At 45.4% G+C, this 15587-nt stretch carries 15 protein-coding genes and 1 tRNA gene; 2 read left to right on the plus strand and 14 right to left on the minus strand.

Annotated features, from left to right (window positions below):
- The coding region (locus QUA77_RS05870; protein ID WP_333449535.1) for a hypothetical protein at nucleotides 1-272 on the plus strand (272 nt) is incomplete at its 5' end.
- Here QUA77_RS05870 and urtE read toward each other — a convergent pair.
- The 6 genes from urtE to urtA all read right to left on the minus strand — a co-directional run bounded on the left by urtE (nucleotide 251) and on the right by urtA (nucleotide 6881).
- A complete protein-coding gene (gene urtE, locus QUA77_RS05875) occupies nucleotides 251-949 on the minus strand; it encodes an urea ABC transporter ATP-binding subunit UrtE (protein WP_333449582.1) in 699 nt (232 codons plus the stop codon). The genes QUA77_RS05870 and urtE overlap by 22 nt on opposite strands.
- A 206-nt stretch (nucleotides 950-1155) precedes the next feature.
- Complete coding sequence (gene urtD / locus QUA77_RS05880; protein WP_333449536.1) at nucleotides 1156-1902, minus strand: urea ABC transporter ATP-binding protein UrtD; 747 nt, start codon at nucleotides 1900-1902, stop codon at nucleotides 1156-1158.
- A 134-nt stretch (nucleotides 1903-2036) separates the two neighbouring features.
- Nucleotides 2037-2759: a TIGR00266 family protein gene (locus tag QUA77_RS05885; RefSeq protein WP_333449537.1), complete on the minus strand. Its 723-nt coding sequence runs from the start codon at nucleotides 2757-2759 to the stop codon at nucleotides 2037-2039.
- Between the two features lie 186 nt (nucleotides 2760-2945).
- The gene (urtC, locus tag QUA77_RS05890) at nucleotides 2946-4088 is read right to left on the minus strand and encodes an urea ABC transporter permease subunit UrtC (protein WP_333449538.1); all 1143 of its coding nucleotides are present in this window, start codon (nucleotides 4086-4088) and stop codon (nucleotides 2946-2948) included.
- Between the two features lie 27 nt (nucleotides 4089-4115).
- A complete protein-coding gene (locus QUA77_RS05895) occupies nucleotides 4116-5270 on the minus strand; it encodes an ABC transporter permease subunit (RefSeq protein WP_333449539.1) in 1155 nt (384 codons plus the stop codon).
- A 291-nt stretch (nucleotides 5271-5561) separates the two neighbouring features.
- Nucleotides 5562-6881 carry an urea ABC transporter substrate-binding protein gene (gene urtA / locus QUA77_RS05900; protein WP_333140595.1) on the minus strand — a complete coding sequence of 440 codons (1320 nt, stop codon included), beginning with the start codon at nucleotides 6879-6881 and terminating at the stop codon, nucleotides 5562-5564.
- A 329-nt stretch (nucleotides 6882-7210) separates the two neighbouring features.
- On the opposite strand from urtA, the gene QUA77_RS05905 reads away from it, so the two are divergent.
- Nucleotides 7211-7390: a hypothetical protein gene (locus QUA77_RS05905; RefSeq protein ID WP_333449540.1), complete on the plus strand. Its 180-nt coding sequence runs from the start codon at nucleotides 7211-7213 to the stop codon at nucleotides 7388-7390.
- Nucleotides 7391-7406: 16 nt separating this feature from the next.
- On the opposite strand, the gene QUA77_RS05910 is transcribed toward QUA77_RS05905, so the two are convergent.
- From QUA77_RS05910 to arsH, 8 genes are all read right to left on the minus strand, one after another.
- A tRNA-Ala gene (locus QUA77_RS05910) sits at nucleotides 7407-7479 on the minus strand.
- Between the two features lie 120 nt (nucleotides 7480-7599).
- A complete protein-coding gene (locus tag QUA77_RS05915; protein WP_333449541.1) occupies nucleotides 7600-8328 on the minus strand; it encodes an HAD family phosphatase in 729 nt (242 codons plus the stop codon).
- 116 nt (nucleotides 8329-8444) lie between these two features.
- Nucleotides 8445-9344, minus strand: a complete 900-nt coding sequence (locus QUA77_RS05920; RefSeq protein WP_333449542.1) for a class I SAM-dependent methyltransferase — start codon at nucleotides 9342-9344, stop codon at nucleotides 8445-8447.
- A 247-nt stretch (nucleotides 9345-9591) separates the two neighbouring features.
- Nucleotides 9592-12150: an ATP-binding protein gene (locus tag QUA77_RS05925; protein ID WP_333036468.1), complete on the minus strand. Its 2559-nt coding sequence runs from the start codon at nucleotides 12148-12150 to the stop codon at nucleotides 9592-9594.
- Nucleotides 12151-12451: 301 nt separating this feature from the next.
- Complete coding sequence (locus tag QUA77_RS05930) at nucleotides 12452-13177, minus strand: TVP38/TMEM64 family protein (RefSeq protein WP_333036470.1); 726 nt, start codon at nucleotides 13175-13177, stop codon at nucleotides 12452-12454.
- Nucleotides 13178-13274: 97 nt separating this feature from the next.
- The gene (gene arsS / locus QUA77_RS05935; protein ID WP_333036472.1) at nucleotides 13275-14261 is read right to left on the minus strand and encodes an arsenosugar biosynthesis radical SAM (seleno)protein ArsS; all 987 of its coding nucleotides are present in this window, start codon (nucleotides 14259-14261) and stop codon (nucleotides 13275-13277) included.
- Between the two features lie 201 nt (nucleotides 14262-14462).
- Complete coding sequence (gene arsC / locus QUA77_RS05940; protein WP_333036474.1) at nucleotides 14463-14858, minus strand: arsenate reductase, glutathione/glutaredoxin type; 396 nt, start codon at nucleotides 14856-14858, stop codon at nucleotides 14463-14465.
- A gap of 64 nt (nucleotides 14859-14922) precedes the next feature.
- Nucleotides 14923-15582: an arsenical resistance protein ArsH gene (gene arsH / locus QUA77_RS05945; protein ID WP_333449543.1), complete on the minus strand. Its 660-nt coding sequence runs from the start codon at nucleotides 15580-15582 to the stop codon at nucleotides 14923-14925.
- Nucleotides 15583-15587: the final 5 nt, after the last annotated feature.

The following is a 15587-nucleotide window of genomic DNA, read 5'->3' on the forward strand; positions in this document are numbered from 1 at the left end:
AGCTTTTATCAACAAGGTATGCGGGCCGCAACCCTTATACAGTCTATCTCGTAGACCTCTTTGTCACCCCCCCAGCTCGAAATCAGAACAAGCAAATGTGTCCGCCGAGGAAATCCAAACTGCGATCGCAGAATACCAAGCGAACCCAGACGAATAAGCCATTTTTCAAATCTAAACGCTTGCCCTTCTTGCTCTTTGAGGCGATCGCTGTCATCGTCAAAATCCGTATCGTGCCTTCCTTCAATTCTATTCAAACAGCCAAAAACCTCTGAATCACCTCATCACTTAACTCGCTAGTGCTTCCAGAAGCCACAATTCCGCCTTTTTGCATAGCATAATACCAGTCAGCTTGCCGCACAAAATGCAAATGTTGCTCCACCAACAAAACAGCAATTCCCCTAGTCGCAACCACACGGCGCACCGCAGCTTCAATATCTAAAATAATCGATGGTTGAATCCCCTCCGTAGGTTCATCCAAAACCAGCAACTGCGGCTCACCCATCAAAGCCCTAGCAATAGCTAACTGCTGCTGCTGTCCCCCGCTCAAATCACCCCCCAGGCGATCGAGCATAGTTTTCAAAACAGGAAATAAATCAAAAATTTCATCAGGAACTTCAGGATTTTTGATTTTGGTTGGTTTCGCTTCCAAACCTAACAATAAATTTTCTTTAACCGTCAAACGTGGAATAATTTCACGCCCTTGAGGCACATAACCAATGCCTAATCTAGCCCGCTGGTGAGTCAACTTAGAAGCAATAGATTCTCCCCCAAAAGCAATAGTGCCACTGCGCGGTTGCAGCAACCCCATAATCGTTTTTAGCATAGTAGTTTTGCCCACACCGTTGCGGCCGATCAAGCAAACCATTTGCCCCGACATGACGCTTAAATCGACATCGCGCAAAATGTGACTTTCGCCGTAATAAACATTCAAATTAGAGACTTGTAGCATAGTTTTTAATTGGTAATTGTGCCTGAAATTAGTAGCAACTAACAAATAACTTCTTCCTTCTTCCTTCTTCCTGATATCCCTTACATCCGTTACATCCGTTACATCCGTTACATCCGTTACACAATCCGTTGCCGAACTTCCTTCTTCCTGATATCCCTTACATCCGTTACATCCGTTACACAATCCGTTGCCGAACTTCCTTCTTCTTACTCCTCCGGTTTTCCCAAATATACCTCAATTACCCGATCGTCATTTTGCACCTCATCCATAGTTCCCTCACACAAAACCGCACCCTGATGCAAAACCGTAACCTGCCGCGCAATTTGCCGCACAAACTCCATATCGTGTTCAATTACCAACACCGAATGACTTTCCGCCAACGAAATCAGCAACTCTCCAGTTAACATCGTTTCCTCATCCGTCAAACCAGCCACAGGTTCATCTACCAACAACAAATCAGGAGATTGAGCCACCAACATTCCTATTTCCAACCATTGCTTTTCCCCGTGAGAAAGCAAACCCGCCGAAATATCAGCTTTAGCAACTAAACCAATTGTTTCTAACAAACCGGAAACCGTGCGTTTTTCAGCAGCAGAAGCAGGCTTGAACAAAGTCGAAAAAACATTTTTATGGCGGCTGCAAGACAATTCCAAATTTTCGCGTGGCGTTAAATTCAAGTAAACTCGCGGCGTCTGAAACTTGCGACCAATTCCCAAGCGCGAAATCCTATCTTCGGACAGCTTACATAAATTCTGTCCCTTAAATAACACCCGGCCCTCTGTCGGCTGCACTTTCCCGGTAATCGAATCGAGAAAAGTTGTTTTGCCCGCACCATTGGGTCCAATAATAACTCGTAGTTCGCCCGCATCCATGCTGAAATTTAAACCGTTAATGGCTTTAAAACCATCAAAACTAACAGTCAAGTTTTCTATTTCTAATACTTTGCCATTCATAATTAGCAATTAACTCACTAATGGATAACAACTGATACCTTTTGTAGGTACGGAGAGAAAATTTCTCCTTGGTTTAGCAGATTTTATACCCTGCCGTAGCACCATACTTTATACTTTTTTTTAGCAGTTTCTTCTCAACTAAAACTGCTAGAACTGCTCGAAATAGGAGGTGGAGCAGCAGCTAAAATCCGTTCAGCTAACTTCGAGAGTGGCAAACTTTGCACATATACTTTTCCCGGCCCAGTCATCTTTGCCAAAAACAAGCCTTCACCTCCAAACAAAGCATTCTTAAACCCGCCAACAAACTGAATATCGTAATCTACACTCGCTGCAAAAGCTACTAAACAGCCGGTGTCTACTCGCAACACTTCGCCAACTCCCAAATTTTTCTCAACTATTGTTCCTCCCGCATGAACAAAAGCTAGCCCGTCACCCTGCAATTTTTGCAGAATAAAACCTTCTCCGCCAAAGAAACCGGCACCGAGTCGCTTGGTGAAAGCTACCTCAATTTCAATCCCGTTGGCCGCACAGAGAAATGAGTCTTTTTGACACAAAAATTTACCGCCAAGTTGGCCTAAATCGAGGGGAATTACTTTACCCGGATAGGGGGCGGCAAAAGCGACGCGGGCCTTGCGATTTCCGGCGTTGACAAAGGTGGTAATGAAAAAACCCGCTCCTGTCAGCATCCGTTTGAAACCTTGAAATAAGCCCCCGCCTGTGGATGTTTGCATTTGGATGTCGCCTTCCATGTATGTCATGGTTCCAGCTTCAGCCCTGACGCCTTCTTTGGGGTCGAGTTCAATCTCGATGAGTTGCAAATCGTCGCCGTAGATTTTGTAGTCAATAATATCTGCCATATGTTTCCCCTTAAGTTAAAAAACGAAGCTGTTTGCTAGGGATATCTAAGTAGGTGGATATATATATTGCGTCTCCTCCGATAGAAACGCAGCTTTTCCCCAGTCTATTGTGATTGCTTTGTTTGTCTCTTGCAAGTGAAATTAATTTATTTCCACCTACTTATAAAGTACACGATATTTTGGCACTCAATGTTCAAGTTCTTCTTTTTCGAGCTGCACTTGGGGGTCTTGTTCCAGGCTGGGGTAAGTAGATACGTACTTCGGTTTTCTGAACAAGCTGCGGATTTGGTCGAAACTTTGATCTTGCAGCCATCCGACTATGCCGTCGGGCAGGACTGTTACTACTATTAAAAATAGCGCGCCTTGGAAAAATAGCCACACTTCGGGAAATTGTTCGCTCAAAAAACTCTTGCCAAAGTTGACTAGCAGCGCTCCTAATATTGCTCCCGATAATGTGGCGCGACCTCCCACTGCGACCCAGATTACCATTTCAATTGAAAAGGCAATATCCATTGCTTTTGGTGAAATAATTCCGGTTTGTACGGTAAATAATGCGCCTGCAATCCCGGCTAAACCGGCAGAAATAGCAAAGACTAAAACTTTGTAGCCTGTGGGATTGTAACCTGAGAAACGCAGGCGCACTTCGTCGTCGCGAATGGCTACTAGCAGGCGGCCGAAACGCCCGCTGGTCAGCCATCTGCAGAGGGCGTAAGTTGCTGCTAGAAAGAGTATGGTGAGAATGTAGAAAATATATTGAGTATCTCGGTCATTTACTGTGGCTCCGAACAGGGTTTTAAAGTCGGTGAGTCCGTTGGTGCCGTTAATCAGTTTTTGCTGGCCGTTAAAGAAGTTGAAAAATACAATGGTTGCTGCTTGAGTGAGAATTGAAAAGTAAACGCCTCGAATTCGATTGCGGAAGACTAAATAACCTAAAAGTGCGCCCAAGATGGCGGGGATGAGAACTACTGCTAATGCTGAGAAAGGAAATGAATAAAATGGTTGCCAAAACCAGGGGAGTTCGGTAACGCCGTAGAGGTTCATAAATTCTGGCAATTGACTGCTGGCGGTTGGGGGAATTTGCAATTTTAGGTACATGGCGAAAGCGTAACCGCCGATCGCAAAAAACACTCCATGCCCTAAACTAAGCAAACCCGTGTATCCCCAAATCAAGTCTATGCCGAGGGCGGCAATTGCTAGTGCTAAAAATCGCCCCAATTGATTGAGCCGAACGTCGGGGAGTATTCCTGGGATGAGTAAGATGAATGTGAGGGCGATCGCGCTGACAATTATCGCTTCTTTTAGCCAGGGTTTTTGATGTGTTTTCTGCATTTTTCGGTACACTCGCAGTTGTAATTTTTAATTTTCTACCGTCCGCCCTTTTTGCGGGAAAATCCCTCCCGGCTTCACTTGCAGAAAAGCCATAATTAAGGCGAATACCATTACTTTTGCCATGCTGGTTGTGGCGAAAAATGTGAAGAAGTCGGCTAAAGGCTTGACGGGAGCGAACATTAATGCTAAGGTTCCCGAACCGATCAGGTAATTTGCAGTGCCGATCGCGATCGCAGCAACTACACTCCCCACAATCTTGCCGACACCGCCCACAACCACCACCATAAACGTATCGACTATATAATTTTGTCCGGTATTTGACCCTACCGAACCAATCAAACTAATCGCGCACCCAGCCACACCTGCCAACCCCGAACCCAAAGCAAAAGTCAGCGCGTCTACTTGTTCGGTAGGAATTCCCAAACACGCACTCATGCTGCGATTTTGTGTCACGGATCTAATCCGCAATCCCCACACAGACTTTTGCAAAAATAGGTAAATTCCCGCCAAACAAATTCCTGTCAGCACAATAATAAAAATTCGGGCGTAGGGCAACTGAAAATTGCCCAGCGGTATGCCGCCCCGCAACCATTGCGGTGCAGTTACATCCACGTTTTGAGCGCCAAACCAAGGTTGAGTTACTGCCAGTTTGTAAGTTTGCCCTAAAAAGGCGCTCACCGCCCAGGAAATACCCAAAGATAAAGGCAAAATTAGGGCGATAATTTTGCTGCGAATGCGATCGAAATCCAGGCGAGATTTCAGCAACCGCAAACCGCCAAAAAACAGCAAACAAAACACCGCAATCCCAATTACCAACACCCAACTAACGCTGCGGACAAACTGCTGCAAAATTAAACTTACACCCCAAGTTGCCAGCAGAGTTTCTAGCGGCCGCCCGTAAAGATAGCGAATCACTCCGCGTTCGAGAATTAATCCTACTAATGCAGCTACTAAAAAAGCTAGGGGAATTGCAAATAAAATATAGGTTTCAAAAGCAAATCCTCCGATACCTTTGAATACATTTTGCACCACGAAAGTTGTATAAGCCCCCAGCATCATCAACTCGCCATGAGCCATATTAATTACGCCCATCAGCCCGAAAATAATCGCTAATCCCAGGGCTGCAATTAGTAAAACTGCGCCGATGCTAATACCGTTAAATAAACCATCTAATATCGCCACTTTTGTTACTCCTGCATCAAGTGGGTTAACTTTGTTCGCGGATAATTAGGGGCGGATTTTACCCCGTTGGTGTCAACTTAAGCGTCAAGTTTTCTATAAATTATGCTTAGAGTGAGTCTCTCGATACCCCTAAATCTCCCTTAATTAGGGGGACTTTGAAGACTCCAGTTCCCCCTGATTAAGGGGAATAGGGGGTGACGCAAGAACGCTCTTTTCCCCCCCTTATTAAGGGGGGCTAGGGGGGATCGAAGATACGTTACCAACGTTAAAAAAATTGGTATTACCTACTTATCAAGCTTTGAATTTGCCACCTTTTGCGGGGTCTGACCAATCGCAAGCAAAGCCTTTTGTTTCAGCGACAAATTGATTCCAAGGCACCGGCTTCACTGCTTCTGGTGTAGCAAAAGCGATGTTAAATAAACCGTCGTCTCTCACTTCGCCCAAGCGCACAAATTTAGAAAGGTGATGGTTAACATCCATCGTTACTGTGCCCCCCGGTGCATCAAAGGTTTGACCCAAAGCTGCTGCCCGCACTTTTTCCAAATCGTCGGCTGTCCCTGCTTTTTCGACGGCTTGCTTCCACAGGTAAACCATGATATAAGCTGCTTCCATCGGGTCGTTAGTCACTCTATCGTTGCCGTATTTTGCTTTGAAAGCTTGCACAAATTTTGTATTAGCCGGAGATTCCACAGTCATGAAGTAATTCCAGGCGGCGTAATGGCCTTTAAGATATTCTACGCCGATCGCCTTTACTTCTTCTTCAGCAATACTGACGGACATTGACGGATATTTGTCCGGCCCCAAACCTGCACCCTGCAACTGTTTGAAAAATGCTACGTTGCTGTCGCCGTTGAGGGAATTGAAAATGACGCCGCCGTCTGGTAAAGCTGCCTTAATTTTAGTAATAATTGGCGTGACTTCTGTCCCGCCCAAAGGAATGTAATCTTCCCCAACTAATTCGCCGCCTTTGGCTGCTAGCTGTGCCTTGATAATGGTATTTGCCGTGCGGGGGAAAACGTAGTCAGACCCGACTAAGAAGAATTTTTTCCCTTTATTTTCTAGCAGCCAGTCAACTGCTGGTTCGATTTGCTGGTTGGGCGCCGCCCCGGTATAAAAGATGTTCTTGGAACACTCTTGACCCTCGTATTGTACGGGGTACCAGAGCATATGATTTTTTTCTTCAAATACCGGTAATACTGCTTTGCGACTAGCGGAAGTCCAGCATCCGAAGACGGTGACAACTTTATCTTGGTCGATCAATTTTTTTGCTTTTTCGGCAAAAGTCGGCCAGTCTGAGTTGCCATCTTCTACGACTGCTTCGATTTGTTTTCCGAGGACGCCACCAGCTTTATTAATTTCTTCGATCGCTAATTGTTCGGCATCGACAACGCTTTTTTCGCTGATTGACATCGTGCCGCTCAAGGAATGTAAAATTCCTACTTTGATCGTGTTTCCGCCCCCGGCTGCTGCTGGTGTAGTTCCTGTTGATGTGGGAGAAGCGGCGGGAGTTGCTGTTGGAGTTGGAGTTCTACAAGCTTTGAGAAATAAACTTGATGTTAGGGTAGCAGAACTGTATAAAATAAATTTCCGCCGATCGAATCGCTTTGTCATTTTTTCTTGTTACTCTTGAATAGATGAGTCAGATGATTGAGAATAATAACACATAGCGACTTGATATTAAGACTCGCTTCAGCAGACTGTTGTATTTTTAGCTACAAAACTTATTGTTTTTGAGAAAATGAATGTTTTGTGGGGATTGAGGGCAACTGCGGCCGAAACCGGAGTGATACCTTGTTAGATTTTAGATTGACTGATGACATCAGGGTGGGGATCACGGGCTTACCGGATTTTTTTGGGAAACCGGGTTTAGACACCAAAATACGTCTTTTCAGCAATTAGTGTGTAATTAGAAACTCGGTTTCTTTACATAAATTATCTTATTGATGCTACCAGTTAGGCAGCAACCGGGTCGATCGCACAAAATAGAAAGCGGGTTTCTCGCTCTCCACAGGTTATTGATGCTAAAACTTAGGCAGCAACTGAGTCGATCGCACACTCATAGGCGAGTATCAAAGCAGGTGACGATCGCACTTCGCTTTGAGTACGATCGTCACCTGTAGTAATGCCCCTGATTTATGGAGAATAGCGGACTCGAACCGCTGGCCTCTGCGGTGCGATCGCAGCGCTCTACCAACTGAGCTAATTCCCCTGATTGAGTTTTAATTTAGCATTTTAGATGCCGGATTGCCGAATCTAAAAGGCTTACAGGTCTTGCTGGCTCTCACGTTCGCAGACCGTCACTTACACTAGCACGTAACTGCTAAAAAGGTCAAGAGTTTTCTGCGGCCGGCTCAGTGGGGGCGATCGAGCAAAGTGCCGCCACTCTATCCAACTCTAAATCAGCAAAATAGTCCACCGTCCAATTAGCTTGGCGCTGGATCATGTGAAACGGGTAAGTGTGAGTCACACCCGCAACCTGAATCCCCGCTTTTTTCGCTGCTTCAATCCCCGCAAAAGTATCTTCCACCGCCAAACACTCCATCGGTTGCAGGTTAAAGTCGGGATATTTCTGGTTGAGAAGTTCCACAGCCAATAAATAGCAATCCGGTGCTGGTTTGCTCGCCGTCAAGTCGTCGCCTGCGACAATTAACTCAAAGTTTGCTGCCAAACCGGCCCGATCTAACACCAATTCTATATCGGATCGCATTGCCCCGCTAACTACGGCCATTTTCAGTCCGGCAACCCGAATTTTATCAATAAATTCTGCCAAACCGGGATAAATCGGCAGTTTCTCCAAAGTATCTATTTGAGCTTTGTAAGCTTCTGCCTTGCGCTGCAGCAGTCGATCGAGATATGTTTCTGTTAGATATCGTCCTCGGCGCTTGAGCAGTTCGGTAATGCAAGCGCGATCACTCCTTCCCAAACAAACTTCTCGAAACTCCCCACGTTTGAGCTGGAGATTTTCATCGAGCATCAATTGAGCGATGATTTTCTCGTGAATCGGCTCGTCATTAACAATCACGCCATTAAAATCAAATAAAACAGCTTTTAGAGTCATTAGTTAGGAGTTAGGAGTTAGGAGTTATTAGTTATTAGTTATTAGTTATTATTCAGTCCGCGAAGGCGGACTTTATTTGTGTAGCCCCGACTTCCAGTCGGTGGTTATTCTGTAAATCAAGCGGGAGCTGGAATGCCCGGTAAATCGCCATCAAAATCAGGAGTTCGATCGCCCCAATTCCACCCCCTCGCCACATTTGCCTGTTCCAAATCTTCCCCAGGCAAAGGTTTCACGCCCTGCGTCACCTGATTTACCCACCAGTGTTCGTGAGTTTGCACCGCCGCGAATCCAGCCGCCCCCGCCCAAGCATCGAGGCTGCCAGCCGCGTAAGACTTAATATAAGGCTCTTCAAAGATATCAGTCAGCCACTCTGTTTGCCGCAAAGTTTTTTGATTTCCGTCCAAAATTGCCACTTGTCCCCCAACCTTCAGCAGTCGGAAGCTTTCTCGCAAAATTGCCCGCGATACAGCAGGTGGCGTCTCGTGAAATAGCAAGGAAGCTGCGACTAAATCGAAGCTGGCATCGGGGAAAGCAACGCTTTCGGCATTTCCGTGCAACCACTGGATATTTAAGCCGGCTTTTTGCGCTTTCATGTCGGCAACTACCAGCATATAAGGCGACAAATCCAGCCCGACAACTTCCGCTGCGGGAAAAGCCTGCTTGAGCATGAGCGTTGTCGAACCGGTGCCGCATCCCAAATCGATAATTCGGCGCGGTTTCACCCGCACAGCGTCAATTAAGCCTTGCCTGACGACTGTTTCATGGGGAGGCAAAATATATTGCGTGATGGGATCGTAGGAAACGGCGGCACTGGGGTTGAGGTAGCCACGTTTAATGCCGTGAAAGTTTTGGCTGGTGTAATATTCGGGATAAACTAAATCGGGTTGTCGGTAGCGATCGCCCGCTGTTTCCCAGTCGATACCTTCGTATAGTCGTTTCAGTGCTTCTTCGTCGATCGCCAGTCGAACCAGGGGCGACAAAAAGCGCTCGAAAATTGTATCCTTGCCAACAGCCATAAAACACCTTTAACAAAAACTCTTCTAATTTTAGCCAACGGCCGTCAACTTAGCATTAATTAAAACTGTTTACCCCCTCTTCCCTCTTCCTTCTAGCCCTTACCTCCGTTACAAAATCCGTGGGCTTCCTTTCCACTTCCTTCTTATACCAGTTTTTCCAAAAAATGCAACTATATACCAGCTTAAAAAGATTGTTTGATCGGGCATTTTAAAATCTCAAATCTCAAATCTCCAATCTCAAATTGTATTACTTCTCGTTAGTAATAGGAATTTTTACCAAACACTCCGTACCCCCGCCAGGAGGTCGAGAAATTGTGATGCTGCCACCGTGTCCATCTACTACAATTTTGTAGCTAATTGCCAACCCCAAACCCGTGCCTTTGCCCACCTCTTTAGTAGTAAAAAATGGGTTAAAAATTTGGTCTTTAACGCTGTCGGGAATGCCGGGGCCGTTGTCGGCGATCGCCACTTTCAGAAATTTAGCGCCATGTTCCCGAACTACTCCCGTGGAAATAGTAATAATTTTATCCAGGCGATCGATCTCGTTCAAGGCATCGATCGCATTACTCAGCAAGTTCATAAACACCTGATTGAGCTGAGAGGGATAGCACTCGACTGAAGGCACTTTTCCGTATTTCTTGACTATATAAATTCTATTTTTAATGCGGTTGGAGAGCAGCAGCAAGGTATTTTCTATACCTTCGTGAATGTCCGCTAGCTTTTTGTCAGATTCATCCAGGCGAGAAAAGTTTCGTAAAGAAAGAACTATGCTGCGAATGCGTTCGGTTCCTATTTTCATAGAATTCAATATATGCGGCAAATCTTCCTCGATAAATTCTAACTCGATTTCTTCGCTAAAATCTGCGATTTCCTGGGGAACCTCTGGGAAGGCTTCTTTGTATAAACTCACCAACTCTAATAAATCTTTAGTATATTTGCTGGTGTGAGGCAAATTAGCTGAAATGAAGTTAACGGGGTTGTTGATTTCGTGCGCTATCCCAGCCACCATTTGACCGAGGGATGACATTTTTTCGTTCTGCACTAAATGAGTTTGAGTTTTTTTCAGTTCATTTAAGGCACTATTAAGCAGTTTTACTTGGTCTTGGGTTTGACTGTAAAGGTGAGCTTGAGTAATTGCGATCGCCAATTGGTCTGCTACAGCTTTTAACAGTTGGATTTCCTCCCGGCTCCAAAGCCAATGAGTAGCGTGGCTACAAATTAAATAACCCTGCGGTTGATTCTGAGTCTGGACAGGTACGGCTAAATAGCTATTAGCTTTAAGTTCGGGCGGTTGAGTTACACCCTTCGCCCAAGTGTCCATCGAAAGAATAATTGGTTCGCCTTGACCACTCCGTACTAACACATTTTCGAGAAAGTAAGGCTCAAACTTTATGCCTTGTGTGGGAGAATCAGATGGGCAACATTCCCATAGGATTTGTAACGTTTTTTCTTGCGGTTTATACCAACCAAAAGCCGCCAGTTCTAGGTGCAGCAAACTTACTATTTCTTCGACTGTACTTTGCACAATTTGGTCTAATTCTAGGGAAGCGCGAATGCGTCCGGCAATCCGGTTGAGCATGGCTTCTCGCTCCGCTTGAGCGCGATTGTTTTCGGACGAGTAAATTAGCCAAATTGCTGCTAGCATTGCCGGGATGAGCAGTCCGGCTACTACGGAGGTCAGCAAATTTAATGCTTGCAGTTGGGATTCAATATTTTCACGGGGAATTACTAAAGCCATTGACCAGTTAACTTCCTTGAGTGGAGCATAGGCCACATACACCCATTTGTTATCTATTTTTACCAGTTTGATGTTCGTCTGGCGGTCGATCATCTGCCGCGCAATTGTGGAGAGAGCGGGGTCTTTTGACTGTAAAAAGCTTGGGGCCTCCTGGTCGATATTTCCGATTAAGTTATTGTTGGGATGAACAATTGGCACTCCTTGTGAATTGAGCGCAAAAGCATAACTGTCGGAACCGTACAGCAAGCTGTTAGCGACAGATGTTACTCGGTCTAATTTAATGCTGCCTGAGAGGACTCCAATTACTTGATTGGGAGCGGGAGGTAAGGCCCAAATAGGAGCTGAAATAATAATCGTAGAAACTTTTGTACTGCGGCCGATCAGCGGATCGGAAACGTTGAGCTGCCCGGCCATTGCTTTTTGAAAGTGTTGGCGGTCTTTGCTGTTCGCGCGGTGGCCTAAAGTGTTGATAAATAAGCCGTCGGGTTGAGTTAATGACAGGACGAAATACTCTTTTAATCTGTATATTTCTCCTTGTAACCGGGGCTCGACTAATTGCCAATTGAGAGTGCCAACCGTAGGATCGTAAGCAATGGTTTCTATTTCTGCTTTGCGGCTGCTGAGCCAGCGGTCGATTTCATCGGTGCCTTTTTCTAGTTTTAATAGTGCTATTTGCTTTAAATTGTCCAGGATTAGTCCGCGTACAAAAAAATAGCTGATGCAAGCAGTTGTGCTAATGGTTAAAGCGGTGGTGCCCAGAATTAGCAGGGTCAGCAAATGGCGGCGCTGCCGTCTGTGCTGCCAAAGACTGTGCGCTTGCTGCCACTGCGATTGAGCAGAATTGCAGATGTTGTCCCAAAAGTGGCGCAGCTTTTTTGTTTGGTGTGGCGGCGGCGCAGACACAGATCCGGCTTGATTTGCTGGGTTTTGCATCATCAAATGTTCTCTCCGAATCAAATTCATCAAACGGTAATGGTCATTCGGCAGAATTAATATCAGCCAAGTCGTGAGAGCAGTTTCAGAAAAATAATGCAATTGTAGGGCGGTGTTCCCAACCCTGGTAGGCATCAGTCATTCCAATCTCAAATCTCAAATCTTACATTTAGAATGGTATGACTTGCATTCCTGACTGCAAACAATTCTTATTCCGATCGCACGCTTGCCTTCTATTTTGGCATCAGCTTTATATTTTGACCTTCGGTTTACCTAATTGAGGTAACAGCTTTACGATATCTTTAATATCTATCTCGTTTGTATAACAAAATAATTATAAATAACACAGAGAAAACACGGAGTTTTTTAAATTAGCCATGTATTATAAGGTAGAGGTAAATACTTATTGACAATTTTACTAATTTGCGCTGTGGTTTCAAGGGGAAATTTTTTCGTCTAAAGCTTTTTTTGCCAAGCGGGTTGCATAAACGGTGAGGGCGATCGTTGCTACCAAACCAATGCCGTAGAGAGTCCACTCAGCAGTAGTGCGCGATCGCCCGCTAGATCCGAGTGCAGCCAAACTCCCGGCCAGGGAACCGATATAAACATACATCACAGTTCCAGGAATCATGCCGATCCAAGATGCCAAAAAATAATCTTTTAAAGATACCTGGGTGACTCCAAAAGCATAGTTAAGCAAATTAAACGGAAAAATGGGAGAAAGTCGCGTCAGCAGCACAATTTTCCATCCTTCAGAAGCAACTGCGGAGTCGATCGCCTTAAATTTTTGATTGCCCTCTATCTGTTTGGAAACCCAGTCGCGCGTTAAATACCGCCCTACCAAAAAAGCGCAAGTTGCGCCTAAAATCGAGCCGATGGAAACACAAACAGAACCGCCAACGACTCCAAACAAAACGCCAGAACCGAGAGTCAGCAAAGAACCGGGGATAAATAGAACCGTTGCGACAATGTAAATTAGAATAAAAGCTGCCGGGCCCCAAGGGCCGAGACTCGCGATCGACTCCAAGGCATTTTTCAGAATTCCTTGAAAGTTAAAAAACCTGGTAGCTGCAATTAAAGCCACAGCTAAACCAATCCCTAAAATCAGCTTCCACCTGTTTGATGCTGGCGGGTTTTCACCGGGCGATCGCGAATCATTCATTACCTAAACTCCCCAGTCTAAATTGCATACACCCTAAGCTTGGCAGTTGCGCTTTAGCGCTGCAATACTCTGTAATAAAGCGCAACTTTCCCTTAAATTAAATCAAACTACCGCCGCAGCTAGAACCGCAACCTGCCGTACATCCATAACAATAAGCAGCAGTTTGCACCTCTTGAATCAAATCTAAACTCCCAGATTCGAGCAATTTAGCAGCCGTTATCTTTTCTCCGCGGCCAGTTTTCGCCGGCAGATTTTCCATTTGGTTAAAATCGCAGTCGTAGACATTGCCCAAATAGTCGATCGACAATTCGTTGCGACACATTAAATGTTCCAGAGTACCGGGATTAAAATTATCCTCCAAAAACCCCAGATAAGGCTTGTGGAGTTTCTTATGTTCCAAATGAAACTTAGTCCGTCCCACCGGCAAATTAGTAATCGCGAACAATTGATTAAAAAAAATCCCAAAATGTTCGGCTAAATAAATCTTGTAATCTTCCTCTAACTTGCCTTGTTCCGGTGTTAGCGAAAACTTCTCTGTTGCCGGCACTTGTGGATTGTACACCAAATCCAGAGTTAAATTTGGGTTTTTCCCGTATCCCAACTGATTTAGCTTTTGCAGCGCCCGAATCGAACTGTCAAAAACACCGTTGCCGCGCATTTTGTCCACATTGTCAGCTTGGTAGCAGGGAAGCGACGCCACAATTCTGACTTGTTGCTGCGCGCAATATTCGGGAATATCTTCAAAACCTTTTTCAAAGTAAATCGTCAAATTAGAACGAACAATTACCTCTTTACCTGCCGCCCTGGCAGCTTCCGCTAGCGGTTTAAAACCGTAAAGCATTTCGGGAGCACCGCCGGTGAGGTCAACAGTTTTAATTTGAGGAAAGCGGCGAATAATTTCAATTAATTGGTCGCAAATTTCCGGGGCAAGTTCTTCTGTTCGTTTCGGGCTAGCTTCTACGTGGCAGTGAGTGCAAGCGAGGTTGCAGCGTTTGCCGAGATTAATTTGTAAAACTGTAATCTGCTTTTTAGTTAAAGCTGAGTTAATTTTGTTTTTGAAAGGCGTGACTGCTGTCTGAATCATGTGCTCACCTTTTGGTCTGTGCTCGCAACGAATGTACAGGCGTTCCGGCGGAACGCCTCTCATAATTTAGCACTAATTCCCATAGTTCTGGACGCATCAAAACCCACGAAACCGGGTTTTGTGCCGTTTTTGCGGGATGTAAAGCGTCTTCTTAGAAAAAAACCCGATTTCTGACCACTCGTGCGTGTAGGACTATTAATCTTACTTTAGAGAGTCAACTAATGTTTCAACTCGTGCTTTAATTTCATCTCGAACGCGGTGAAAAGTTTCGAGGGGTTGTCCGTCGGGGTCGTCGAGTTGCCAATCTTCAAACAATTCTCGCAATACCCACGCTTCGGGTAAATTCACACCGCAGCCGCACAAAGAAATTACTGCATCGTAGTCTTCTGCATTGAATTCGCTTAATGGGTTTGATGTTTGATCTGTGATATCAATGCCGATTTCTGACATGACTTGAATTGCTGTCGGATGAACTCTGCTTGATTCTAACCCGGAACTGGTGACTCCAATCTTGCCGACTCCGATGGTTTTAGCAAATCCTTCTGCCATTTGCGATCGGCAGGAGTTTCTTTTGCAAACAAACATTACTTTTTTCATGGTTTTTGTTGGTTGTTAGTTGTTAGTTGTTGGTTATGGGTTGTTGTCGGGGTGTCGGCGGTTTCTAAGCGCCCGGTAATTCAAGGGCGCGATTTGCTAGGGCGATCGCCTCTTTAGCTGCTTGTTCCTTGCGTTCGCTGTAGCGATCGGTCAAATAGTCGGTTTGCTCCCGCAACAGCAAGGTAAACTTGTACAGTTCCTCCATCACGTCGATCGCGCGATCGCGATAAGGCGAATCCTTCATCGTCCCATCTTCATTAAATTCCTGATAAGCTTTCGCAACCGAAGACTGGTTCGGAATCGTAAACATCCGCATCCAGCGGCCCAAAATTCTCAAAGTATTGACAGCATTAAAAGACTGGGAACCGCCGCTGACTTGCATCACCGCCAAAGTTCTGCCTTGAGTCGGTCTGACAGCCCCAATGCTTAAAGGAATCCAGTCAATTTGATTTTTCATAATGCCGGTAATATTGCCGTGCATTTCTGGACTCGACCACACTTGACCCTCAGACCACAGGCTTAATTCCCGCAATTCCTGAACCTTCGGATGCGTATCGGGAACGCTGCCGTAAATCGGTAATTCTAGAGGATTAAAGAACCTAACATCTGCACCGAAATCCTCAATAATTCTCGCTGCTTCTTCCGCCAACAAGCGGCTGTAAGAACGCTCTCTTAACGAGCCGTATAGAAACAAAATTCTCGGTTTGTGCGTAAAATTTGCCATAATGC

It is taken from the genome of Microcoleus sp. K5-D4 (genome assembly GCF_036704575.1).
Lineage (GTDB): Bacteria > Cyanobacteriota > Cyanobacteriia > Cyanobacteriales > Microcoleaceae > Microcoleus.